General features: G+C 56.8%; 25 protein-coding genes. 16 read left to right on the top strand and 9 right to left on the bottom strand.

Annotation, left to right across the window (positions count from 1 at the left end; translation table 11 throughout):
• Positions 1–18: 18 nt before the first annotated feature.
• Together tdh and kbl are read right to left on the bottom strand one after the other, a co-directional pair.
• Positions 19–1,044, bottom strand: coding sequence for an L-threonine 3-dehydrogenase (gene tdh / locus DVA43_RS17000; RefSeq protein WP_103177732.1), 1,026 nt, complete (start codon positions 1,042–1,044; stop codon positions 19–21).
• A 9-nt stretch (positions 1,045–1,053) separates the two neighbouring features.
• On the bottom strand, positions 1,054–2,250 hold the full coding sequence (gene kbl / locus DVA43_RS17005; RefSeq protein ID WP_103824320.1) for a glycine C-acetyltransferase: 1,197 nt from the start codon (positions 2,248–2,250) through the stop codon (positions 1,054–1,056).
• Positions 2,251–2,465: 215 nt separating this feature from the next.
• Between kbl and rfaD the strand changes: the two genes are divergently transcribed.
• From rfaD to DVA43_RS17030, 5 genes are read left to right on the top strand one after another with little or no spacing between them, the layout of a single operon-like run.
• Positions 2,466–3,398, top strand: coding sequence for an ADP-glyceromanno-heptose 6-epimerase (rfaD, locus tag DVA43_RS17010; protein ID WP_103177730.1), 933 nt, complete (start codon positions 2,466–2,468; stop codon positions 3,396–3,398).
• Between the two features lie 2 nt (positions 3,399–3,400).
• The gene (gene rfaF, locus DVA43_RS17015) at positions 3,401–4,447 is read left to right on the top strand and encodes an ADP-heptose--LPS heptosyltransferase RfaF (protein ID WP_114316224.1); all 1,047 of its coding nucleotides are present in this window, start codon (positions 3,401–3,403) and stop codon (positions 4,445–4,447) included.
• Between the two features lie 3 nt (positions 4,448–4,450).
• Positions 4,451–5,434, top strand: coding sequence for a lipopolysaccharide heptosyltransferase RfaC (gene rfaC / locus DVA43_RS17020; protein ID WP_114316225.1), 984 nt, complete (start codon positions 4,451–4,453; stop codon positions 5,432–5,434).
• Positions 5,427–6,530: a putative lipopolysaccharide heptosyltransferase III gene (gene rfaQ / locus DVA43_RS17025; RefSeq protein ID WP_114316226.1), complete on the top strand. Its 1,104-nt coding sequence runs from the start codon at positions 5,427–5,429 to the stop codon at positions 6,528–6,530. Before rfaC ends, rfaQ begins: the two co-directional genes overlap by 8 nt.
• Positions 6,527–7,636 carry a glycosyltransferase family 4 protein gene (locus DVA43_RS17030; RefSeq protein ID WP_114316227.1) on the top strand — a complete coding sequence of 370 codons (1,110 nt, stop codon included), beginning with the start codon at positions 6,527–6,529 and terminating at the stop codon, positions 7,634–7,636. Before rfaQ ends, DVA43_RS17030 begins: the two co-directional genes overlap by 4 nt.
• Here DVA43_RS17030 and DVA43_RS17035 read toward each other — a convergent pair.
• Positions 7,615–8,718 carry a glycosyltransferase family 4 protein gene (locus tag DVA43_RS17035; protein ID WP_114316228.1) on the bottom strand — a complete coding sequence of 368 codons (1,104 nt, stop codon included), beginning with the start codon at positions 8,716–8,718 and terminating at the stop codon, positions 7,615–7,617. The two genes, DVA43_RS17030 and DVA43_RS17035, sit on opposite strands and share 22 nt — an antisense overlap.
• Positions 8,719–8,973: 255 nt before the next feature.
• Here DVA43_RS17035 and DVA43_RS17040 point away from each other — a divergent pair, with 255 nt between their 5' ends.
• The 7 genes from DVA43_RS17040 (at position 8,974) to coaD (ending at position 16,768) form a co-directional block, all read left to right on the top strand.
• Positions 8,974–10,344 carry an O-antigen ligase gene (locus DVA43_RS17040; protein WP_114316229.1) on the top strand — a complete coding sequence of 457 codons (1,371 nt, stop codon included), beginning with the start codon at positions 8,974–8,976 and terminating at the stop codon, positions 10,342–10,344.
• A gap of 125 nt (positions 10,345–10,469) precedes the next feature.
• Complete coding sequence (locus tag DVA43_RS17045) at positions 10,470–11,453, top strand: glycosyltransferase (RefSeq protein WP_114316230.1); 984 nt, start codon at positions 10,470–10,472, stop codon at positions 11,451–11,453.
• 8 nt (positions 11,454–11,461) lie between these two features.
• A complete protein-coding gene (locus tag DVA43_RS17050) occupies positions 11,462–12,433 on the top strand; it encodes a glycosyltransferase (protein ID WP_114316231.1) in 972 nt (323 codons plus the stop codon).
• An 18-nt stretch (positions 12,434–12,451) separates the two neighbouring features.
• On the top strand, positions 12,452–14,086 hold the full coding sequence (locus tag DVA43_RS17055; RefSeq protein WP_114316232.1) for a sulfatase-like hydrolase/transferase: 1,635 nt from the start codon (positions 12,452–12,454) through the stop codon (positions 14,084–14,086).
• Between the two features lie 154 nt (positions 14,087–14,240).
• The gene (gene waaA, locus DVA43_RS17060) at positions 14,241–15,515 is read left to right on the top strand and encodes a lipid IV(A) 3-deoxy-D-manno-octulosonic acid transferase (protein WP_114317157.1); all 1,275 of its coding nucleotides are present in this window, start codon (positions 14,241–14,243) and stop codon (positions 15,513–15,515) included.
• A complete protein-coding gene (locus DVA43_RS17065) occupies positions 15,515–16,285 on the top strand; it encodes a glycosyltransferase family 2 protein (protein ID WP_114316233.1) in 771 nt (256 codons plus the stop codon). Before waaA ends, DVA43_RS17065 begins: the two co-directional genes overlap by 1 nt.
• Before the next feature lie 3 nt (positions 16,286–16,288).
• Positions 16,289–16,768, top strand: a complete 480-nt coding sequence (coaD, locus tag DVA43_RS17070; RefSeq protein WP_114316234.1) for a pantetheine-phosphate adenylyltransferase — start codon at positions 16,289–16,291, stop codon at positions 16,766–16,768.
• Positions 16,769–16,808: 40 nt separating this feature from the next.
• Here coaD and mutM read toward each other — a convergent pair whose 3' ends face one another.
• From mutM to radC, 4 genes are all read right to left on the bottom strand, one after another.
• On the bottom strand, positions 16,809–17,618 hold the full coding sequence (mutM, locus tag DVA43_RS17075; protein ID WP_114316235.1) for a bifunctional DNA-formamidopyrimidine glycosylase/DNA-(apurinic or apyrimidinic site) lyase: 810 nt from the start codon (positions 17,616–17,618) through the stop codon (positions 16,809–16,811).
• A gap of 72 nt (positions 17,619–17,690) precedes the next feature.
• A complete protein-coding gene (gene rpmG / locus DVA43_RS17080; RefSeq protein WP_013094893.1) occupies positions 17,691–17,858 on the bottom strand; it encodes a 50S ribosomal protein L33 in 168 nt (55 codons plus the stop codon).
• Positions 17,859–17,880: 22 nt separating this feature from the next.
• A complete protein-coding gene (rpmB, locus tag DVA43_RS17085) occupies positions 17,881–18,117 on the bottom strand; it encodes a 50S ribosomal protein L28 (RefSeq protein ID WP_002436699.1) in 237 nt (78 codons plus the stop codon).
• 216 nt (positions 18,118–18,333) lie between these two features.
• The gene (gene radC / locus DVA43_RS17090; RefSeq protein WP_114316236.1) at positions 18,334–18,999 is read right to left on the bottom strand and encodes a DNA repair protein RadC; all 666 of its coding nucleotides are present in this window, start codon (positions 18,997–18,999) and stop codon (positions 18,334–18,336) included.
• A 174-nt stretch (positions 19,000–19,173) separates the two neighbouring features.
• Here radC and coaBC point away from each other — a divergent pair, with 174 nt between their 5' ends.
• The 3 genes from coaBC to slmA all read left to right on the top strand — a co-directional run bounded on the left by coaBC (position 19,174) and on the right by slmA (position 21,534).
• Positions 19,174–20,385 carry a bifunctional phosphopantothenoylcysteine decarboxylase/phosphopantothenate--cysteine ligase CoaBC gene (gene coaBC / locus DVA43_RS17095; protein ID WP_114317158.1) on the top strand — a complete coding sequence of 404 codons (1,212 nt, stop codon included), beginning with the start codon at positions 19,174–19,176 and terminating at the stop codon, positions 20,383–20,385.
• Positions 20,363–20,821 (top strand): dUTP diphosphatase, encoded by a 459-nt coding sequence (gene dut / locus DVA43_RS17100; RefSeq protein ID WP_168191994.1) that lies wholly within the window; start codon positions 20,363–20,365, stop codon positions 20,819–20,821. Before coaBC ends, dut begins: the two co-directional genes overlap by 23 nt.
• Positions 20,822–20,937: 116 nt before the next feature.
• Positions 20,938–21,534: a nucleoid occlusion factor SlmA gene (slmA, locus tag DVA43_RS17105; protein WP_103824307.1), complete on the top strand. Its 597-nt coding sequence runs from the start codon at positions 20,938–20,940 to the stop codon at positions 21,532–21,534.
• Between the two features lie 70 nt (positions 21,535–21,604).
• On the opposite strand, the gene pyrE is transcribed toward slmA, so the two are convergent.
• Positions 21,605–22,246 (bottom strand): orotate phosphoribosyltransferase, encoded by a 642-nt coding sequence (pyrE, locus tag DVA43_RS17110; protein ID WP_114316237.1) that lies wholly within the window; start codon positions 22,244–22,246, stop codon positions 21,605–21,607.
• Between the two features lie 67 nt (positions 22,247–22,313).
• The gene (rph, locus tag DVA43_RS17115; protein ID WP_103177714.1) at positions 22,314–23,030 is read right to left on the bottom strand and encodes a ribonuclease PH; all 717 of its coding nucleotides are present in this window, start codon (positions 23,028–23,030) and stop codon (positions 22,314–22,316) included.
• A gap of 125 nt (positions 23,031–23,155) precedes the next feature.
• Here rph and DVA43_RS17120 point away from each other — a divergent pair, with 125 nt between their 5' ends.
• Complete coding sequence (locus DVA43_RS17120) at positions 23,156–24,019, top strand: YicC/YloC family endoribonuclease (RefSeq protein WP_114316238.1); 864 nt, start codon at positions 23,156–23,158, stop codon at positions 24,017–24,019.
• Positions 24,020–24,121 lie beyond the last annotated feature (102 nt).

The following is a 24,121-nucleotide window of genomic DNA, read 5'->3' on the forward strand; positions in this document are numbered from 1 at the left end:
CCGCAGGCGCTTTTTTACTTAATCCCAGCTCAGGATAACTTTCCCGGACTGACCTGAACGCATCGCGTCAAAGCCCTGCTGGAACTCATCGATGGAGAAACGATGAGTAATAATCGGAGAGAGATCCAGACCCGACTGGATCAGTGCCGCCATCTTGTACCAGGTTTCGAACATCTCACGGCCATAAATGCCCTTGATGAACAGCCCCTTGAAGATCACTTTGTTCCAGTCGATGGACATATCCGACGGCGGAATACCCAGCATCGCGATCCGGCCGCCGTGGTTCATGGTGTCGAGCATAGTACGGAACGCCGGTGGCGCACCGGACATCTCCAGACCGACGTCAAAGCCTTCGGTCATACCCAGCTCTTCCATCACGTCGTTCAGGCTCTCTTTAGAGACATCCACCGCACGGGTAACGCCCATTTTACGCGCCAGCGACAGACGGTATTCGTTCACGTCGGTGATCACCACGTTACGCGCACCGACGTGCTTCGCCACGGCTGCTGCCATGATGCCGATTGGGCCTGCACCAGACACCAGCACGTCTTCGCCTACCAGGTCGAAGGAGAGCGCGGTGTGTACCGCATTACCGAACGGGTCGAAGATGGAGGCGAGATCGTCAGAGATGTTGTCCGGGATTTTGAAGGCGTTGAACGCCGGGATCACCAGGTATTCTGCGAAGCAGCCCGGACGGTTGACGCCCACGCCCACGGTGTTGCGGCACAGGTGGGTACGTCCACCGCGGCAGTTACGGCAGTGGCCGCAGGTGATATGGCCTTCGCCAGAGACGCGATCGCCAATTTTGAAGCCTTTTACTTCCTGGCCAATGCCTACCACTTCGCCAACATATTCGTGGCCCACAACCATCGGCACCGGGATGGTCTTCTGCGACCACTGGTCCCAGTTGTAGATGTGCACATCAGTACCGCAGATGGCGGTTTTACGGATTTTAATCAGCAGATCGTTATGTCCGACTTCCGGCTCTGGTACGTCGGTCATCCAGATGCCTTCTTCCGCTTTCAGTTTGGATAGTGCTTTCATTATGCGTCCTCAGGCAATCACGCCCAGTTGTTTGCCGATGCGGGTAAAGGCTTCCACCGCACGCTCAATTTGTTCAGGGGAATGCGCCGCAGACATCTGGGTGCGAATACGCGCCTGACCTTTTGGCACCACCGGGAAGAAGAATCCGGTGACGTAAATCCCCTCTTTCTGCAGCTCACGGGCAAAGTTCTGCGCCACGACGGCATCGCCCAACATCACCGGGATAATGGCGTGATCGGCACCGGCCAGAGTAAAGCCTGCGGCGGTCATTTTTTCGCGGAACAGACGGGCGTTGGCCCACAGTTTGTCGCGCAGATCGGCGCCGGACTCCACCATCTCCAGCACTTTAATGGAGGCGGAAACGATGGCTGGTGCCAGGGAGTTAGAGAACAGATACGGACGGGAACGCTGACGCAGCCACTCCACCACCTCTTTACGCGCGGCGGTGTAGCCGCCGGAGGCACCACCCAGCGCTTTACCCAGCGTACCGGTGATGATATCCACGCGGCCCATGACGTCGCAGTATTCGTGGGAGCCGCGACCATTTTCGCCGACAAAGCCGACGGCGTGGGAGTCATCGACCATCACCAGCGCATCGTATTTATCCGCCAGGTCGCAGACGCCTTTCAGGTTGGCGATCACGCCGTCCATCGAGAAGACGCCGTCGGTGGCGATCAGCACATGACGCGCACCAGCCTCGCGGGCCTCTTTCAGACGGGCTTCCAGCTCAACCATGTCGTTGTTGGCGTAGCGGAAACGCTTCGCTTTGCACAGACGCACGCCGTCGATGATGGAAGCGTGGTTCAGGGCGTCGGAGATAATGGCATCTTCCGCGCCGAGCAGGGTCTCAAACAGACCGCCGTTGGCGTCGAAGCAGGAGGAGTACAGAATGGCATCTTCCATTCCGAGGAAGGCGGCCAGCTTGCTCTCCAGCGCCTTATGGCTGTCCTGGGTACCGCAGATGAAACGCACGGAGGCCATGCCAAAACCGTGGGTGTCCATGCCCGCCTTCGCCGCGGCAATCAGCTCAGGGTGATTCGCAAGACCCAGGTAGTTGTTGGCGCAGAAGTTAATCACCTGGCTGCCGTCGGCAACGGTGATATCTGCCTGCTGAGCGGAGGTAATGATTCGCTCTTCTTTGAACAACCCTTCCGCCCGCGCGGTTTCCAGGTCACTGTTTAACTGTTTGTAAAAATCACCACGCATTGCAATTCTCCAGACTCGGCAAATTTCGGCACATATTACCCAAAGCTATACCTCTATACGAGATGACGCTTTAACAGTTATCGTTTTTGCAGCATAAATCACGTGTACCCCTGCGCTAAGTCGGTGAATGGCTGAAGGGTGGTCATACTAATGATATGATATGAATATCAGTGCCCGGGATTGTCCCCGGGCTCCACACTTCAAAGGTTACAGTTATGATCATCGTTACCGGCGGCGCGGGCTTTATCGGCAGCAATATTGTTAAAGCTCTCAATGACAAAGGCATCACCGACATCCTGGTGGTGGATAACCTGAAAGACGGCACCAAGTTTGTAAACCTGGTGGATCTGAACATTGCCGACTACATGGATAAAGAAGATTTTCTGATCCAGATTATGGCGGGCGAAGAGTTCGGCGATATCGACGCAATCTTCCATGAAGGTGCCTGCTCCTCCACCACCGAGTGGGATGGCAAGTACATGATGGACAACAACTATCAGTACTCCAAAGAGATCCTGCACTACTGCCTGGAGCGCGAAATTCCGTTCCTGTACGCCTCTTCCGCAGCAACCTACGGCGGGCGTACCTCAGACTTTATCGAGTCCCGCGAGTACGAGCAGCCGCTGAACGTCTACGGCTACTCCAAGTTCCTGTTCGACGAATATGTACGCCAGGTACTGCCAGAAGCGAACTCCCAGATTGTCGGCTTCCGCTACTTCAACGTCTACGGACCGCGCGAAGGTCACAAAGGCAGCATGGCGAGCGTGGCCTTCCACCTCAACACCCAGCTGAATAATGGCGAAAGTCCGAAACTGTTCGAAGGCAGCGACGGCTTCAAGCGTGACTTCGTCTATGTGGGCGATGTGGCAGCAGTGAACCTGTGGTTCTGGGAAAACGGCGTCTCCGGGATCTTCAACCTGGGTACCGGCCGGGCGGAATCCTTCCAGGCGGTGGCTGACGCAGCGCTGGCGTATCACCAGAAAGGCACTATTGAGTACATCCCATTCCCGGACAAGCTGAAAGGCCGCTATCAGGCATTCACCCAGGCGGATCTGACCAACCTGCGTGCCGCTGGCTATGACAAGCCGTTCAAGACCGTTGCCGAAGGGGTAACGGAATATATGGCCTGGCTGAACCGCGACGCGTAAGTATGAAAATTCTGGTGATCGGCCCGTCATGGGTGGGCGACATGATGATGTCGCAAAGTCTCTATCGCACGCTCAAGGCGCGCTATCCCCAGGCGATAATTGACGTGATGGCACCCGCGTGGTGCCGTCCGCTGTTATCGCGGATGCCGGAAGTGAACGAAGCGATCCCGATGCCGCTCGGCCACGGGGCGTTGGAAATTGGCGAACGCCGCAAGCTCGGCCATAGCCTTCGCGATAAGCGCTACGATCGCGCTTATGTACTGCCGAATTCCTTTAAATCTGCCCTGGTTCCCTTCTTTGCTGGCGTACCGCACCGTACCGGCTGGCGCGGCGAGATGCGCTACGGCCTGCTGAATGACGCGCGCGTGCTGGATAAAGAGGCCTGGCCGCTGATGGTAGAGCGTTACGTGGCGCTGGCCTACGACAAAGGGGTGATGCGCAGCGCGAAGGACCTGCCGCAGCCGCTGCTGTGGCCGCAGCTTCAGGTGAACGAGGGTGAGAAATCCCAGATCTGCAATACCTTTGGTCTGTTGGCCGAACGCCCGATCATCGGCTTCTGCCCCGGCGCGGAATTTGGCCCGGCGAAGCGCTGGCCGCACTATCACTATGCTGAGCTGGCGAAGCAGCTGATCGACGAAGGCTATCAGATTGTGCTGTTCGGCTCGGCGAAAGATCACGAGGCGGGCAATGAAATCCTCGCCGCGCTGAGCGTCGAGCAGCAGGCCTGGTGCCGCAATCTGGCCGGGGAGACCCAGCTGGAGCAGGCGGTGGTTCTGCTGGCAGCCTGTAAGGCAGTGGTCACGAACGACTCCGGCCTGATGCACGTTGCCGCGGCGCTGAACCGCCCGCTGGTGGCGCTGTACGGCCCGAGCAGCCCGGACTTCACGCCGCCGCTGTCACATAAAGCGCGCGTGATCCGCCTGATCACCGGCTACCACAAAGTCCGTAAAGGTGACGCCGCTGAAGGCTATCACCAGAGCCTGATCGACATCACTCCGCAGCGTGTCCTCGACGAGCTTAACGAACTGCTGTTGAGCGAAGAAGGATAACGGATGCGGGTATTGATCGTTAAAACCTCCTCAATGGGCGATGTGCTGCATACCCTGCCCTCGCTCACTGATGCCATGCAGGCTATTCCGGGTATCCGTTTCGACTGGGTGGTGGAAGAGGGCTTCGCCCAGATCCCCACCTGGCATGCTGCCGTAGACCGCGTTATTCCGGTGGCGATCCGCCGCTGGCGCAAAGCCTGGTTTTCCGCACCGATTAAGGCCGAACGTAAGGCCTTTCGCGACGCGCTCCAGGCCCAGCATTACGATGCGATCATCGATGCCCAGGGGCTGGTAAAAAGCGCGGCGCTGGTCACCCGATTGGCCCACGGCGTAAAGCACGGTATGGACTGGCAGAGCGCCCGCGAGCCGCTGGCGAGCCTGTTCTACAATCGTCGCCACGCGATCGCGAAGCAGCAGCATGCCGTGGAGCGCACCCGGGAGCTGTTCGCGAAGAGCCTTGGCTATGCAAAACCGCAACTGCAGGGGGGTTACGCCATTTCGCAGCATTTCCTGCACGATGCAAAGCCACACGCGCCTTATCTCATCTTCCTGCACGCCACCACCCGCGATGACAAACACTGGCCGGAAGCCCACTGGCGCGAGCTTATCGGCCTGCTGAGCCATGCGGGCCTGCGCATCAGGCTGCCGTGGGGCGCCCCGCACGAAGAGGCGCGGGCGAAGCGTCTGGCGGAAGGCTTTGATTACGTGCACGTGCTGCCCCGGATGAAGCTGGATGGTGTGGCGCAGCAGCTGGCGGGCGCGACGGCGGTGGTGTCGGTGGATACCGGTCTCAGCCACCTGACGGCGGCGCTGGATCGTCCTAATATTACGCTTTACGGCCCGACGGACCCGGGTCTGATTGGCGGCTATGGCAAAAATCAATATATCTGCCGCCCGGAACATTCATCGCAGCTGAGCGACCTCAGCGCCGCTGCGGTATTTGCGCAATTAGAGCCGTTGCTGGCAGCAGAGAGAGCCTATGTCTGATTTTTTCTCAGCGGAGCGCCCACCGAAGCGCGTGCTGATTGTTAAGCTACGTCACCACGGCGACGTTCTGCTGACCTCGCCGGTCTTTACGGTACTGAAAACGAACTATCCCGATGTGGAAGTGGATGCCCTGGTGTATGACGACACCCAGGCGATGCTCACCAGCCATCCGTTTATCGACCAGGTGCATACCATCGGGCGTAACTGGCGTAAAAAGGGCTGGTTCGCGCAGTTCCGTCTGTATCGTGCGTTGCTGAACACCCTGAAAGCGCGTCAGTATGACGTGCTGATCAACCTCACCGAACACTGGCATGGCGCGCGTCTGGCGCGTCGTCTGAAGCCGCGCGTCTCCGTCGGCTTTAAGCCCGATAAACGCGGCGGACTGGCGCGTCGCCGCTGGGTGAAATCCTTCACTACCCTCTACCCGGCGATCCAGGATAACAGCCGCCATATGGTGGAGGTGAATCTCGATGCACTCCGGCGGATCGGCATCCATCCCCAGACCGATGCAGACAAGCACACCCTGTTTGTACCGGGCGATGCGGCGGAAGCGTCGATTGCCGAAAAACTGGCCGGCTTTGGGCTGAGCAGCGGCTCTTACATTCTGGTCCACCCCACGTCGCGCTGGATGTTTAAGGCCTGGGATATCCAAAAGCTGGCGGCGACCATTGATAACCTGGCGGCCCGCGGCCTGCCAATTATCCTCTCTGCCGCGCCGTCAAAAGAAGAGACCGCCTACATGGATGCGCTGCGGGCTGCGCTCACCCAGCCGGTGTTTGATTTAAGCGGCCAGCTAAACCTGAAAGAGCTGGGCGCGCTGATGAAGCACGCGCGGATCTACTTTGGCGTCGACTCCATGCCGATGCACCTCGCCAGCGCGGTGGGCACGCCGACCGTCGCCATCTTCGGCCCGACCGGGGCGATTAAGTGGGCGCCATGGGGAGTGAACTACCGCGTGATTGTTGCTGGCTTTACCTGCCAGCCGTGCGGTAAAGCGGGCTGCGGCGACAGCGGCGTCTCCGACTGTATTACGGCGATCACCCCGCAAATGGTGCTGAGCGCCATCGATACGCTACTGCTGGAAAACCCGGCATGAAGCTGGCTATCGTCCGACAGACCTATAACCCCAACGGCGGCGCGGAGCGTTTTGTCTCCCGCGCGCTGAAGGTGCTGGCGCAGGATACGGCCCTGGATGTGACGCTGATTGCCCGCCAGTGGGAAGATGCCGCCGGCTGGAAAACGCTGACGGTTAATCCATCATTCCGTAACCGTCTCGATCGCGAGTCGGGTTTTGCCGACGCCGCGGCGGCGCAGTTTACGCAGTTCGATATCGTGCAAAGCCACGAACGTATTCCCGGGGCGACCATCTTCCGCGCCGGTGATGGGGTACACGCCACCTGGCTTGAGCAGTACAACCGCATTCAGTCACCGGTGGCGCGCTGGGCGCAGTCCCTGAGCCGCTACCATCGCTATATTCTGCAGGCGGAAGCGCAGATGTTTACCCATCCTGCGCTGCGCAAAGTGATCTGCAACTCGAAAATGGTCCGGGATGATATCGCCCGCCGTTTTGGCCTGGGGGATGACAAGCTGACGGTGATCTACAACGGTGTGGATACCGCCCACTTCAGTCCTGATGTGCGCTCGCTCTCCCAGAGGGATGCGCTGGGTATCCCGCAGCATGCACCGGTTCTGGCCTATGTCGGCTCCGGCTTCAGCCGTAAAGGGGTGGCGACGGCGCTGCGCGCCATTGTGTCTCACCCTAATGTCTGGCTGCTGGTTGCCGGGCGGGACAAGCACGCCCGCAAATTCGAAAAGCTGGCGCAGACGCTCGGCGTCGCTTCCCGGGTGCGTTTTCTGGGGCCGGTCGCCGATGTGCGCCAGGTCTACGGCACCGCTGACGCGCTTATCCTGCCGACGCTCTACGATCCCTTCCCGAATGTCTGTGTCGAAGCGCTGGCCTGCGGCCTGCCGCTGCTCACCAGTCATGGCTGCGGCGCGGCGGAGTGGATTGAAGAAGGGGTGAACGGCTGGGTGCGCGACGCGCTCGACGACGCTGGCTATCAGCAGGCGATCGGCGAATGGCTGAATGGCCGTGAACGGGGCGTGGATTACTCAGCAGCGGCACGCGCCACTGCTGAGCCTTATACCCTGGAACGGATGGCGAAAGAGCTGCAGGCGCTCTATCGCGAACTGCTGCGTTGAGCCGCGTTGGAAAAGACCTTTTCCATCGACTCGAGCATGCATTCACGAGTGAAATGGCTGCACAAGTAATCATAGCCCTGCTGCGCCAGCGTTTCGCGCAGTAAAGCATTCTCATACAGTTTCACAATCGCCTCGCGCAGCGCCGTTTCATCGCGCTGGGCGATCAAAATACCGGTTTTGCCGTCGATCACGGCATCAGCCGTGCCGCCCGCGTCGGTGGCGATGGTGGCGATCCGCGAGGCCAGCGACTGCAGCACCCCCTGCGGGACGCCTTCCATATCGTGCGACGGGCTGAGCGCAACATCAAAGGCCGGGAACCAGCGCTCAGGATCGCTCTGGTGCCCCGCCATTACTACCCGCTGCTGCAATCCCAGATCGATAATCTCCTGCTCCAGCGTCGCTTTATGCGGCCCTTCACCCACTATCGCCAGTTTGATCTGCGGGTTATCAATAGCGGCTAACGCGCGCAGCAACACGCTATGGCCTTTGTTAGGCCGCAGATGTGACACCACCCCCAGCCAGAAATCGGTCTGCGACAGGCCGCAGTATGCGCGAACCTGTTGTTTATCCGCCGGATGAAAACGCTGCGTATCCACCCCGCTCGGCACCGAGGTGCTCTGGGCCATCGGTACGCCGATGTCGGCCATCTGCTGGCGCAGCGCTTCCCCGGTAGTCACGATATGCGAACAGGCTTTACGAAACAGCCAGCGGGTGGTCCAGTTGTTACGCGGCACGCCGGAGGCATGGCGGGTACGCACCAGCGGCACCGGGTTTGAGAGGGTAAGATTGGCCAGCGCCACCAGCCAGGTATCGGCGGAATTATGACTATTTATGACATCAATGGATGAACGGTTCTCTTTCAGCCAGCCACGCAGCTGCTGCAGGTTCTGAAGATTCTTGCGCCGAAGCGGCATGGTGACCACCGTTAACCCGGCATCGCGCGCCAGGCCGTGCAGCGGCGCACTCTCCGGGCAAAGTATGGTCACCTGATGGCCACGCTGAATCATCCCAAGGGATTCATTAATAATGCGTAATGGCTGGCCGCCCTTACCCCCGTCTGCTTCAGTGTGAACAATATGCATACTTTTCCTGGTTATTGTGCATTAGCTGGCATAACAACAAATTATATACGTTACGGTCCGGGTAATACATAAAGCCTGGCGCCGGAAAACACGTTATGGATTATTCTTGCTTACAAACATTGTCCTTCTGTAGGTCAGGTATTTGTGATAATTTTCTCTGACTTTTTATTTCCCACTAAAAAACCGTGGAAATCACTCACTGCCTTGTTAACCAGCCGGTCAAGAACCGAAAAATCCTTAACCAGCCCAAAAAATATGACAAATACTCGTAACATTCTGACAGGCCTGTTAGTCCTTGCTGTACTGGCTTTATGTTTTGTCTGGCCTATTCCTAACGATCAGCTGCCGTTTCACCGTAATGGTTTGATTTATCCCATTGTCGCGGTCGCTCTTGGTCTCTTTTTTAGCAATAGCGCAACCAGACAACGGCTGGATTTAAGCAAAATTAAGTTCGTTCTTATTGTGGTATGGGCGTTAACTTTCTTTATTGTGATTAATGGTTTTTTTGTCGCACCAGACATAAAAGAGATGGTTTCTACCTGGAGCGGCCAGTGGCTACGCCCGGTATTACTGTTCTGTGCTGGCCTGGTATTATTACCAGCGATCCAACGAACCTATCCTTCCATGACCGCCGCCCGCTTCTTTACGCTAGTCATCCTCTTCTTCTGGGGCGTGGTTCTCATACACTTGCTTGATATTGCCTGGTTATACTGGCGCACCGGTTATATTTACTGGGGTGAAACACGGATTGTTTATAACCGCACCCGCATGAGCTTCCAGGTCAACATGATCACGGGCTTCCTGATGGCCGAATTACTGGCGCGCGGTCTGCTACATCAACGCTTCCTGCGCCTGAAAACGCCTTTCCTGATAGCCATCCTGATAAGTAATTTGCTGTGTACCGCACTGGTCGATTCCCGCTGGGGTACTATCGGCTTGGTCGGTAGCCTGTTTTCGACCTTTTTCCTGCTGAGCCTGCACAACATGCGCCGTAGCCGGGTGGTCGTCACTGGCGGTATTTTAGTCGGCATTGTCACCGCCTCAGTCTTGCTGGGTTACGCTTCATGGAAATCTGACCCACGCTGGCAAAGCCTGGAAAGTGACGCCATTGCAGGGTGGAATGCCCCGTTTACCAGCTATTGTTACAATCAAAATGATGGTGCAATACCGATCAACGGATTGGGCGCACCCATGAACCATTCCAACGGTTGTCGGGCCAGCTTCTTCCATCAGGGCTGGAAACTGATTGCCGAACATCCGGCTGGCATCGGAGCCAGAAAAGAGGCGTTCCGTTATGTGCTACGCCGGGATACCCAGGATAACCGCATCACTATTCCCCATAGCCACTACGGCCTGATCGAGTTTGGTATTCAGAATGGTGTGATAGGTATCGCCGGCTGGCTGATCCTGCTGGTAGGCTGCTGGTATATCGGCTGGCGGGAGTTTCGTCGCGGCAACGTGATGGTGGGGATGTTCCTGCTTCTTTATACCGTCGGCTTCTTCTGCCGAACCATGGTCGATCACAACCTTAAAGATCACTATCTTGAGCAGTATATGCTACTGACCGGCCTGCTGGTTGGTATGTGCGCCCTACGACCTGCACCGACCGAGAAGTTAACATCCTGATGAAGGTCCCACGCCAGCGGTGTTTAACACCCTGGCGTGGAACGCTTTAGCCTGCCGGCTGTCGAAATGCCGTTGCATGTGATGGTTATACCCTTTTTATTGCTGCGTATTTTTACGGAGAAAGCATGTCTGAAACGCCTCAATTAAGCCTCATCGTCGCCGTCTATAATGGCGAAAAATTCCTGAGCGCTTTTTTTGACAGCATTAAACAGCAGAATTTATCCAGTCTGGAACTGATCATTGTTAATGACGGATCGACGGATCGCTCAGCTGAAATTATTTCCCGCTACGCCAACGAATTTACCCATTTTAAGGTTATCGACCAGGCTAATGGCGGCGTATCAGCCGCGCGCAATACCGGTCTGGCCGCGGCGACCGGCGAATACGTTGCATTCCCGGATATTGATGACGTTATTTACCCTGGCATGTACCCGCGCCTGCTGGAGATCGCCTTTGCGGGCCAGCTGGACGTCGCGACCTGCAACGGCACCTATATTTATGACGACGGCCGTCCGTCGAAAAAGATTTTCCCGTCCGACAAGCTGGCCTCCACTGGCGTACTGGATGGCCCCGAATGGTTGCAGATGGCGCTGGCCTCGCGCAAATTCCTGCATGTCACCTGGCTGAATATTTATCGCCACGCCTTTATCAAGGCACAAGGTTTTACCTTCGAACATGGCCTGCGCCATCAGGATATCCCCTGGACCACGGAAGTACTGCTGACCGCGAAACGCGTGCAGTACATTGACGAAGTCTATTACGACTATCTGATCCACTCCGCATCGGTCTCCCATACGCCAGGTACCGACGACACACGCATGCGTTCGTCACGTCACTATATGAAGATCCTCGAAATGCTGGACGCCATCAATAAGCGCTACCCGGAGCAGGTAAAGCGTGTCCCGGCCTGTCAGTGGCAAATCGCCAAAGAGGGTTTGGGTATTTTGCACAGCATTAACAACATCGAAGACAGCGCGAAGAAACGCGAAATCACCCAGGAACTGTTCGATCGCGGCATCTGGTCGATGATCTGGCAAAACGCGCGCGGCTTACGTCAGCGCTGGCGTCTGGGACGTCGTTACTTCCGCCTTAAGAAAATCATCGGCTAACGGATATTATGAGCAAACTTAAATTACACGCAGTCTCCCGCGCTGATTTCATCGCTAAAAACTACGCAGATTTCCAGACGCTGCTGGATAACCGCGTGAACCCGGACACCATCCCGGAGCGCTTTTACTGCGGCGGGCGCGGCGGCTGGACGTTCCAGACCACCCTGGCGCTGAAGCACTATTACGGCGACGATATTGAGTGTTCTTTTGGCTCAGAGTGTCGCCCGGATGCCATCAACCTGATGCATAACGATGATTTTGGATCGCGCGTTAAACCCTGGCGTGGCGTCACCGTTGTCGCCCGTGCCGATCGCCCACCGGTGATTGGCGCCGACGTGGTGGTGGATCAGAACCCGGAAGCAGGCAACCGCAGCAATGGCGTCTTTGTACCCTACTGGCCACAACCCGGCGTGAAACCGCGCGAACGTACCGATGAAACCGTCAAAACCGTGGCCTTTTTTGGCCGCGTTGACAGCTTTCCGGAGGCCTTCCGTAGCGACGAATTTAAGCAGCGCCTTGCTGAACAGGGCATCGACCTGCGTATCTCCTTCGATAACTGGACCAACTATCAGGACGTCGACGTCTGTATCAGCTTCCGTAAATCACATGACCATAAGCTGACGCGCAAACCTGCCAGCAAGCTGATTAACAACTGGCTCGGCAAAACGGTAATGATCTGTGATGACGAACCTTCGTACCGTGCTATCCGCGAAAGCGAGCTTGATTATCTGATCGCCAAAACGCCTGATGAAGCCTTCGAGGCCATTATGCGGCTGAAAAATACCCCTGAACTCTATCGTCAGATGCGTGAGCAGGGCGACAAACGTCTGCAGGTTTACTCCCGCGAAGCGGTCGCCGCACGCTGGTTCAGCCTGTTTGAGGATATCTGGCGTAAAGGACTGCATAAACGCCCTACTCTGATCCGCGCCCTGCGTTTTGGTTTTGGTAAAGCCATTCGCCCGCTGACTAAAAAGTTTTGAGTTACGTTGAGTCCTTTCATGTTTAAAGCATTCTTACTATCGCCCCTCACGCCGCGCCGCAATATCCTGCGCACCGTGGTGTTAACCCTGGTTTTCCTGGTGCTGTTTTCACTCTGTGAAATCATCATCCTGCTGAAAGACCATGTATATCAACCGAAATCCAGCGACATGTCGCTGTACCTGATTATCTCCCTGCTGGCGGCCATCAGCGCCCGCTTCTTCCTGACCCGGCTACTGCTGGCCGTTACCTTTATCGTCCAGATATCGGAAGCGGTCTATTACCAGTTCTATGGTCAGTTTTACGGCCCGAGCGAAGTGTGGCTGGCCTTTGTCGAAACCAAAGATATCGCCAGCGGCATTACGGACAGCCTTGGATCGCTTGGGATTTACTTTGTCATCATGGCCGTCGCGGTGCTCTTTGCGCTGGTCTTTACCCGCCGCCTGGCGCCGCTGTGGCATAAGTGGGTGGCAATGCCGTGCCTGCTGGCTATCGTGGTGATGTTTGTCGGCCAGTTCTATAAAGCCATCGACGGACAGATGTATAAATTCAACCCGGATCTGCGCCACTCTCTGCTGCGTAACGGTCTGTCGGCCATGAGTTTCAGCGCCATTCGCCTGATCCCGGAAGCCATTTCCGGCGAAAACCAGAGCCTCACGCATTATGCGCCCTATAAGGTCACGCCGGTTGAGGATAGTCAGGCCGGGAAATACTCCATCATCCTGGCGATTGGTGAGAGCCTGAACCCGCACCACGTCAGCGCCCTGGGCTATGAACGCGACACCACCCCGGAACTGAAAGCGCTGATGCAGCAATATCAGGGAACCGGGCGTTTGATCGTTTCGAATGCGGTTTCAACCCGCGTGGCGATCCCGATGCTGGTGAACAACCTGCGTGAGCCGGACAACTACGGCGCCTATAAGTCGAAGTCGACCAATATCTTCACCAATGCCAAAAAACAGGGCTACCAGACGGCGTTTATCTCCGCCCAGGGCCTGGAAGGGCTGAGCAACTGGATTGGCATCCACGACATCGACCTGTGGGAAGATACCCAGATCCGCCCGGCCCCGGACGTGGGTGCCGACGTGGTACTGACCCCTTCCGTTGAGCAGGCGAAGCTGGACTGGAACAAGCCTTTCCTGATGGTGCTGAACAGCCGTGCGCCGCACATCCCTTACGAGCGCAACATCCCGCAGGGCTTCGCCAAATTCTCTACCCCACGCCTCGATGACGACGTGGCGCAGAAGAAAAACGAGTACGATGATGCCGTTCGCCTGTACGATAGAGAGCTGGCTTCGGCGATCCGTACCGCCATGGCGAAATCAAAGCTGCCGGTCCTGGTCTTTATCACCTCGGATCACGGCGAACGCGTGGGTGATGGCGGTCTGTTCGGCCACTCGATTGTCGAGATGCCGATTGCCCAAGTGCCGTTCCTCTACTTCAGTAACGATCCGGCGTATGCGATGAGCACCATCAGCCCGCAGATGCCGCTCAACCATTACCAGGTGGCGACGCTGATCAACAAGATGTTGGGATACGCGGTCAGTAACCCGAACCAGAAAGACGACAGCTACTTCATCACCGGGGGTGATATTCGGGGACTGTCGGAGCGCGTCACCTATCACCTGAACGCGTTGCCGGAAGCGGAACGTTAAGCAGAAATCATTAAACGGGCATCTGATGCCCGTTTTTTTATCTGTGAACGCACGTAACGCAGGCAAATGGCTGAGCAAACGCGCCAAAGGGATAGCTTTAAACGGCCTAAATGCTTAGAATTTGCCCGCCGAAACTGAAAAAACGGATAATCGCTTGGAATTGTTGTATACCGCTCTGCTCTATATTATTCAGCCACTGGTGTGGCTACGACTGCTGCTGCGTAGCCGTAAAGCGCCTGCCTACCGTCAACGCTGGGCTGAACGCTATGGTTATTGCCGCAACAAAGTTGCGCCGGACGGTATCCTGCTCCATTCCGTTTCGGTGGGTGAAACGCTGGCCGCCATTCCGCTGGTCCGCGCTCTGCGCCACCGCTATCCGTCGCTGCCGATCACCGTCACCACCATGACGCCTACCGGTTCCGAACGCGCCATGTCCGCTTTTGGCAAAGATGTGCATCACGTCTATCTGCCGTATGATTTACCCTGCGCCATGAACCGTTTCCTTAACACCGTGCGCCCTAAGCTAGTGATCGTAATGGAAACCGAACTGTGGCCGAACATGATTTCTGCCCTACACGCCCGCAAAATTCCCCTGGTGGTGGCTAACGCCCGCCTGTCAGAGCGCTCCGCGAAGGGCTACGGCAAGCTGGGCAACTTTATGCGCCGCCTGCTGAGTAAGATCACCCTGATTGCGGCCCAGAATGAAGAAGATGGCGCGCGATTCCTGTCGCTGGGCCTGAAGCGCAACCAGCTGGCAGTCACCGGTAGCCTGAAGTTTGATATTTCTGTCACACCTGAACTGGCTGCCAGAGCGGTCACCCTGCGTCGCCAGTGGGCGCCGCGCCGCAAAGTGTGGATCGCCACCAGCACCCACGACGGTGAAGAAGAGATTATCCTGCAGGCGCACCGCCAGCTGCTTGAACGCTTCCCGGACCTGCTGCTGATCCTCGTGCCTCGTCATCCTGAACGGTTTAAAGACGCCCGCGAGATGGTGCAAAAGGGCGGATTCAGCTTCACGATGCGCAGCAGCGGTGAAATTCCCTCCTCCGGCACCCAGGTGGTAATTGGCGATACCATGGGTGAGCTGATGTTGCTGTACGGTATTGCCGACCTGGCCTTTGTCGGCGGCAGCCTCGTGGAGCGCGGCGGGCATAACCCGCTGGAGCCCGCAGCGCACGCCATCCCGGTGCTGATGGGGCCACATACCTTTAACTTCAAAGATATCTGCGCCAAACTGCAGCAGGCGGACGGGCTGATTACCGTCACCGATGCGAACGCCATCGAAAAAGAGGTTTCAAACCTGCTGACCGACGAAGATTATCGTCTGTGGTATGGCCGTCACGCTGTCGAAGTGCTGCATCAGAACCAGGGCGCACTGACCCGTCTGCTACAACTGCTGCAACCTTACCTGCCCGTGCGGAGCCACTAATGTCAACGCGTCTGTCGGTCGTGATGATCGCCAAAAACGCCGCCGACCTGCTGCCGGATTGCCTCGCCTCTGTGGCATGGGCCGATGAGATCGTCCTGCTCGACTCCGGCAGTACCGACGACACGGTTAATATCGCCCGCGCCGCCGGTGTGCAGGTCCATATCGATACCGACTGGCAGGGTTATGGCATTCAGCGCCAGCGGGCGCAGCAGTACGCCACCGGCGATTATGTCCTGATGATCGACACCGACGAGCGTGTGACCCCAGAACTTAAACAGGCCATCCAGCGCGTACTGGCGGCCCCTCAGCCTGATGTTGTCTACAGCATTGCGCGCCGCAACTACTTCCTCGGCCGTTTTATGCGCCACAGCGGCTGGTATCCGGACCGCGTGATGCGCCTCTACGAGCGCGAGCGCTATCAGTACAACGATAACCTGGTGCACGAGTCGCTGGCCTGCGACGGTGCGCCGGTAACTGCCCTCGACGGTGACCTCCTGCATCTGACCTGCCGTGATTTCGCCAGCTTTCAGCGTAAACAGCTTAATTACGCCACGGCATGGGCCCAGGAGCGTCATCAGCGCGGCAAGAAAACCTCGCTGGCAGGAATTTTCAGCCACACCGTCGGCGCGTTTCTGAAGACGCTGGTGCTACGTGGTGGCGTGCTGGACGGTAAGCAGGGCTGGTTACTGGCGGTGGTTAACGCCCAGTATACATTTAATAAATACACCGAGCTGTGGGCGCTGAGCCGCGGCTACTCTGAGAAAGCGTGAGCCATGAGCACAAAAGCGATTTATCCGGGTACCTTTGATCCTGTCACCAACGGCCATATCGATATCGTCACGCGTGCCGCAAGCATGTTTGACACGGTGATTTTGGCGATTGCCGCCAGCCCCAGCAAAAAGCCCCTGTTCGATCTTGATGAGCGGGTTGCGCTGGCGAAAGCCGCAACGGCGCATCTGCCCAATGTTGACGTGGTGGGCTTTAGCGATCTGATGGCGAATTTTGCCCGCGCTCAGCAGGCCAATATCTTAATTCGTGGGCTGCGCGCGGTGGCCGATTTTGAATATGAGATGCAGCTGGCGCACATGAACCGCCATCTGATGCCCGAGCTGGAGAGCGTCTTTCTGATGCCATCCAAAGAGTGGTCGTTTATCTCTTCTACTCTGGTGAAAGAGGTGGCGCGCCATGCAGGTGACGTCACCCATTTCTTACCCGCCAGCGTGCATCAGGCGCTGATGGACAAGCTGAAATAAGTGTTTTGCCCGGTGGCGCTGCGCTTACCGGGCCTCCACATCATTTCTGGCACTGACGGCAATAGAACGTTGCCCGCTGGGCATGCTTCGTTGCCACAATCGGTGTGCCACAGACCCGACACGGCTCGTCTTTACGGCCATAGACCTGTAGCTCCTGAGCAAAGTAGCCGGGCTTGCCGTCGCTTTGCAGGAAGTCTTTCAGGGTGGTTCCGCCCTGCTCAATCGAACGCAGCAATACGGCTTTGATCACCCGCACCAGCAGCTCACACTCCTGCGCCGACAGCGATGAGGCTAACCGATCGGGATGGATCCCGGCGGCAAACAGCGATTCGCTGGCGTAGATATTGCCCACGCCGACCACCAGCTTGTTATCCATCAGCCAGGGTTTAATGGCGGTTTTCTTCTTCGCGCACTTCGCCTTCAGGTACGCCGCATTAAACGCGTCTGAGAGCGGCTCCGGCCCCAGGTGCGCCAGCACGTTATGCCCTTCCAGCTCTTTGGTCCACAGCCAGGCGCCAAAACGACGCGGATCGGTATAGCGCAGCACTTTGCCGTTGCTCATCACCAGGTCAACGTGGTCGTGTTTTTCTGGGGGTAGCTCTTCGCTAAGGATGCGCAGGCTCCCGGACATCCCCAGGTGAATGATGATCCAGCCGTCAGGCAACTCAAGCAGCAGGTACTTTGCGCGGCGCTGTACGCTGAGAACCGGTTTATCGCTCAGCGCATGGATCTCATCAGAGACCGGCCAGCGAAGACGACCGTTACGGACAACAGCGTGAAGAATGGTCGCACCGACCAGATGGGGCTCAATGCCACGGCGGCTGGTCTCTACCTCAGGTAATTCAGGCATGGTTCCTCCGTTGAGATGCAGAATGCAAAAAACCCCGCGGTTGCGGGGTTTTTCAGTACCAGAAAACTAAAATTATTTGATTTTAGCTTCTTTGTACATTACGTGCTGGCGTACAACTGGATCGAACTTTTTCAGTTCCAGTTTTTCCGGCTTAGTACGTTTGTTCTTCGTGGTGGTGTAGAAGTGACCTGTACCAGCAGAAGAAACCAGCTTGATTTTCTCGCGAATACCTTTAGCCATGATTTATTTCCTCTTTAAGTACTTAGTACTTTTCGCCACGGGCACGCAGTTCAGACAGAACTGTATCGATGCCTTTCTTATCAATTACACGCATACCTTTAGCAGATACGCGCAGGGTGACAAAACGCTTCTCGCTCTCAACCCAGAAACGGTGAGAGTGCAGGTTCGGCAGGAAACGGCGTTTAGTCGCGTTCAGTGCGTGGGAACGGTTGTTACCGGTCACCGGACGCTTGCCAGTAACTTGGCAGACTCGGGACATGTCTATTCTCCAAAAATCAAATTAGCTCGAGCTTCGTATGGGGTATCGGCGCCTCGTCAGGCTTTACAGCCCGGTCATCGCGATTCTAAGTGAACCATCGATTGCCAGGCCCAAATGCCAAACCCGAGATTCTCAAAGGTGGCGTAGTATACGCTGACTCGCGGATGTGCTCAAGTCCCGAACAGACAAAGATCCCGATGGATCGCGAGAAATGGCTTAAATCCACCCACGTTCGGCAAACGAAACGTACTCTCCGCGGCCTATCACCAGATGATCAAGAACACAAATGTCCATGAATTGACAGCATTTCATGATGCGTGCGGTCACGTCTCTGTCGGCTTTGCTCGGTTCGGCGCGCCCTGAGGGGTGATTATGCGCGAGGATCACGCCCGCGGCATTCACTTTTATCGCTTCGCGCACAATTTCCCGGGGATGCACCTCAACATGGCGCAGGGTTCCCGAAAATAACCGGCTGTGGCTCAGCACCCGGTTTTGGTTATCGAGGAAGATGACCATAAAGATCTCGCGCTCCTCTTCCGCCAGTTGGCTACGCACAAACTCCTGGGTCATCTGCGGATCTTTCAGCGGGTTGATGCCCTGAATCCCCGAGCAGTAGTAGCGGCGGGCGAGCTCAGCAATCCCTTTCAGCTGGGCGAATGTCGCCAGGCCAATTCCCTCGACCAGCCTGAAATCCTTCATCTCTGCGGATAACAAACCATGCAGCGAGCCGAAATGCTGCAACAGATCTCTGGCAAGCACGAACACGTTTTTACTCCGCGTCCCGGTACGCAGGAACAGCGCCAGCAGCTCTTCGTCCGTCAGTAACGTCGCGCCATCCCGTAGCATTTTCTCCCGCGGCAGCAGCGGGGATAGTGTCTCCATACCCTCTCCTTCTCCATCACCACGCTATGCTGCCACAGCGCCTGACGCCTCACGAGGCTCTGTTTTTCGTATTGCGTAACGCCTCGCAAAGTGGCGCATGGACAACAGCACGATGCTTTTCGGATTGTGATAAAATGCCCGCCTCTCAGCTGAACCCAACAGGAAAGAATCATGATGAGCCTGGCCGGTAAAAAAATCGTTCTTGGCGTGAGCGGCGGCATTGCAGCCTATAAAACGCCGGAACTGGTGCGCCGTTTACGCGATCGCGGAGCGGACGTGCGGGTGGCAATAACCGAAGGGGGCAAAGCGTTCATTACGCCGCTGAGCCTGCAGGCCGTTTCAGGCTACCCGGTGTCGGACAGCCTGCTCGATCCGGCGGCAGAAGCCGCAATGGGCCATATCGAGCTGGGTAAATGGGCCGATTTAGTCATCCTCGCCCCCGCCACCGCCGATCTCATCGCCCGCGTGGCCGCCGGCATGGCTAACGACCTGGTTACCACTATCTGCCTTGCCACGCCAGCGCCCGTCGCCGTGGTCCCGGCCATGAACCAGCAGATGTACCGCAACGCGGCAACGCAGCATAACCTGACGACTCTCGCCTCTCGCGGGCTGTTAATTTGGGGGCCGGACAGCGGCAGCCAGGCCTGTGGCGATGTGGGTCCGGGCCGTATGCTGGATCCGCTGGCGATTGTGGATCTGGCCGCGAGCCATTTTTCACCTGTCAACGATCTGCAACATCTCAACATCATGATTACCGCGGGTCCGACGCGTGAACCGCTGGATCCGGTGCGCTATATCACCAACCAAAGCTCCGGCAAGATGGGCTTTGCGATTGCCGCCGCCGCCGCGTCGCGCGGGGCAAAGGTGACGCTGGTGAGCGGCCCGGTTTCGCTGCCAACGCCTCCTGGGGTGCAGCGCATCGACGTCACTACCGCGCTGGAAATGGATGCCGCGGTTCAGACCCATGCGCAGCAGCAGCAGATTTTTATCGGCTGTGCTGCCGTGGCGGACTATCGCGCTGCCGCCATAGCCGATGAGAAAATCAAAAAGCAAGGCGATGAAATCACGATAAAAATGGTGAAAAACCCCGATATCGTAGCCGGGGTCGCGGCATTAAAAGATCGCCGCCCTTACGTCGTTGGGTTTGCCGCTGAAACGAATAATGTGGAAGAATATGCCCGGCAAAAACGTACCCGCAAAAACCTCGATTTGATTTGCGCGAACGACGTATCGCTGGCCTCACAAGGATTCAACAGCGACAGCAACGCATTGCACCTTTTCTGGCAGGATGGAGATAAAGTCTTACCGCTTGAGCGCAAGGAACTCCTGGGCCAACAATTACTGGACGAGATCGTTACCCGTTATGATGAAAAAAATCGACGTTAAGATTCTGGACCCGCGTGTTGGTCAGCAATTTCCACTGCCGACCTATGCCACTTCCGGCTCTGCCGGTCTTGACCTGCGTGCCTGCCTCGACGACGCCGTAGAACTGGCACCCGGCGCTACCACGCTGCTGCCGACCGGCCTTGCGATCCACATTGCCGACGCCTCTCTGGCGGCGGTGATCCTGCCGCGTTCCGGCCTGGGCCATAAGCATGGTATCGTGCTGGGCAATCTGGTGGGTCTTATCGATTCTGACTATCAGGGTCAACTGATGGTTTCTGTCTGGAACCGTGGCCAGGAGAGCTTCACCATTCAACCCGGCGAGCGTGTCGCCCAGATGGTGTTCGTCCCGGTGGTACAGGCTGAATTTAATCTGGTAGAAGATTTCGACGCGACCGATCGCGGCGAAGGCGGCTTCGGCCATTCCGGGCGTAAATAAACCCGGCTATACGCATCCCACAACGCATAACGTAATAACAAACCGCAAACATCCGTTTGCGGTCGTTGTGTGGACGTCAGCCTGACAAGTGATTATTTTCAGGGGTATTTTGTAACATGGCAGAAAAACAAACAGCGAAAAGGAATCGTCGCGAAGAAATACTTCAATCTCTGGCTCTGATGCTTGAATCCAGCGATGGCAGTCAACGCATCACCACCGCAAAACTGGCCGCCTCTGTGGGCGTGTCGGAAGCGGCGCTGTACCGTCATTTTCCCAGCAAAACGCGGATGTTCGACAGCCTGATCGAGTTTATCGAAGATAGCCTGATCACGCGTATCAACCTGATTCTGAAGGATGAAAAAGACACCACCGCACGGCTGCGTCTGATTGTCCTGCTGATCCTCGGTTTCGGCGAGCGCAATCCGGGGTTAACCCGTATCCTGACCGGCCACGCGCTGATGTTTGAACAGGACAGATTGCAGGGGCGTATTAACCAGCTTTTCGAACGTATTGAGGCGCAGCTGCGCCAGGTATTACGCGAAAAGAAAATGCGTGAAGGCGAAGGCTTCACCATGGATGAATCGCTGCTTGCCGGGCAAGTTCTGGCTTTCTGTGAAGGGATGCTCTCCCGCTTTGTGCGCAGTGAATTCAAATATCGTCCGACGGACGATTTTGATGCCCGCTGGCCGCTCGTGGCCGCGCAGTTGCAGTAACCCTGTTGCCGCCTTATCCGGCCTACGGTTTACGTAGGCCCGGTAAGCAAAGCGCCACCGGGCTTTTACATTAAACGCCGTACGCTTCGCGATAGGCGCGCACCGCCGCCAGGCTCTCTGCCATGTCCGGCTTCTCTTCCAGATAGGCAATCAGATCTTTCAGAGTGATGATTGAGGCCACTTTGCAGTTGTAGTCACGCTCCACTTCCTGAATGGCCGAGATATCGCCACGTCCACGCTCCTGGCGGTCCAGCGAGATCAGCACGCCCGCAAGCGTGGCATTGTTCGCCTGGATAATCTCCATCGATTCACGGATGGCGGTGCCTGCGGTGATCACATCGTCCACCAGCATCACCCGGCCCTGTAGCGCGCTACCGACCAGGTTACCGCCTTCGCCGTGGGTTTTGGCCTCTTTGCGGTTAAAGCAGTACGGCACGTCGCGATCGTGATGCTCCGCCAGCGCCACGGCGGTGGTGGTGGCAATCGGAATACCTTTGTACGCCGGGCCAAACAGCAGGTCGAATTCGATCCCGGAATCCACCAGCGCTTCGGCATAGAAGCGGCCTAACAGTGCCAGATCGCGCCCGGTATTAAACAGCCCGGCGTTAAAGAAATAGGGGCTCTTGCGCCCGGATTTCAGCGTAAATTCGCCAAACTTAAGCACCTGCTTGCTAAGCGCAAACTCAATAAACTGGCGCTGATACGGTTTCATGGATTCGCTCCTTTCTCTTTTCTGTCTTACAGGCAAAAAAAAGGCGACTCATCAGTCGCCTTTAAAATCAATTTTCTAACGCCGCCTTCTGCGTCGTTACGATAGATTCGATCCCCTCTCGGGCCAACGCCAGCAGAGAGAGCAGCTCTTCATGGGTAAACGGCTCACCTTCTGCTGTGCCCTGCACCTCGATGATGCGACCATCTTCGGTCATCACCACGTTCATGTCGGTCTCTGCCGCAGAGTCTTCAACGTACTCCAGATCGCACAGCGCTTCGCCATTGACGATACCTACTGATACCGCTGCCACCATGCCTTTCAGCGGGTTCGCTTTCAGTTTACCGGCCGCAACCAGTTTGTTCAGGGCATCGGCCAGCGCCACACAGGCTCCGGTAATAGAGGCAGTACGGGTGCCGCCGTCCGCCTGGATCACGTCGCAGTCCAGGGTGATGGTGAACTCGCCCAGGGTTTTCAGATCAACAGCGGCGCGCAGCGCACGGGCGATCAGACGCTGGATTTCCATGGTGCGACCGCCCTGCTTGCCCTTCGCCGCTTCGCGGGCGTTACGGGTGTGGGTGGAGCGTGGCAGCATGCCATATTCGGCAGTGATCCAGCCCTGTCCCTGGCCTTTCAGAAAGCGCGGTACGCCTTCTTCAATGGAGGCGGTGCACAGGACTTTGGTGTCACCAAATTCAACAAGCACGGAACCTTCAGCGTGTTTTGTATAGTTACGGGTCAGGGTGACGGGGCGCACCTGGTTGGCGCTACGACCTGATGGACGCATGATGATATCTCCGGCTTGAAACGAATGTGGCTGCGCATTATACGGATTAAACGCGCTTATTCCTATCCTGAGAAAGCCCCGAAAGCTATAATCCCCCCATCTCTCCTCTGAAAACGGAAAAGTCTATGATCCGCAGTATGACCGCCTACGCCCGCCGTGAAATCAAGGGTAGCTGGGGCAGCGCTACCTGGGAAATGCGCTCGGTAAACCAACGCTATCTTGAAACCTATTTCCGTATGCCAGAACAGTTCCGCAGCCTTGAGCCTGTCGTGCGTGAGCGTATCCGCGCTCGCCTGACCCGCGGAAAGATTGAATGCAACCTGCGTTTTGAGCCCGATGCGAGCGCGCAAGGTGAGCTGATCCTGAACGAGAAACTGGCTAAACAGCTGGTGAACGCCGCTAACTGGGTCAAAATGCAGAGCGACGAAGGCGAAATTAATCCGGTGGATATTCTGCGCTGGCCTGGCGTGATGGCGGCAGGCGAACAGGATCTGGACGCCATTACCGCTGAGCTCCTTACCGCGCTGGACAGCACGCTGGACGACTTCATTTTAGCCCGTGAAACCGAAGGTCAGGCGTTGAAAGCGCTGATCGAGCAACGTCTGGAAGGCGTAAGCGGCGAAGTGGCGAAAGTCCGTGCCCATATGCCAGAGATCCTGCAGTGGCAGCGTGAGCGTCTGGTCGCCAAACTGGAAGATGCCGAAGTTCAGCTGGAAAACAACCGTCTCGAACAGGAACTGGTGCTGATGGCGCAGCGTATTGACGTGGCGGAAGAGCTGGATCGTCTGGAAGCGCACGTCAAAGAGACCTACAACATCCTGAAGAAGAAAGAGGCCGTGGGCCGTCGTCTCGACTTTATGATGCAGGAATTCAACCGCGAGTCGAACACGCTGGCATCCAAGTCTATCAATGCCGAAGTCACTAACTCTGCGATTGAACTGAAGGTGCTTATTGAGCAGATGCGCGAACAGATTCAGAATATTGAATAAACATTAGCGCGCGTTTTTCGCTATTAATGGTCCCGCTAAGGGACCATTGTCAATTAACGGCTTTAAGTATGTCCTGAATCCCACCTGCGCATCAGAATATAA

The organism is Leclercia sp. W6, assembly GCF_003336345.1.
In the GTDB taxonomy this organism is placed as follows: domain Bacteria; phylum Pseudomonadota; class Gammaproteobacteria; order Enterobacterales; family Enterobacteriaceae; genus Enterobacter.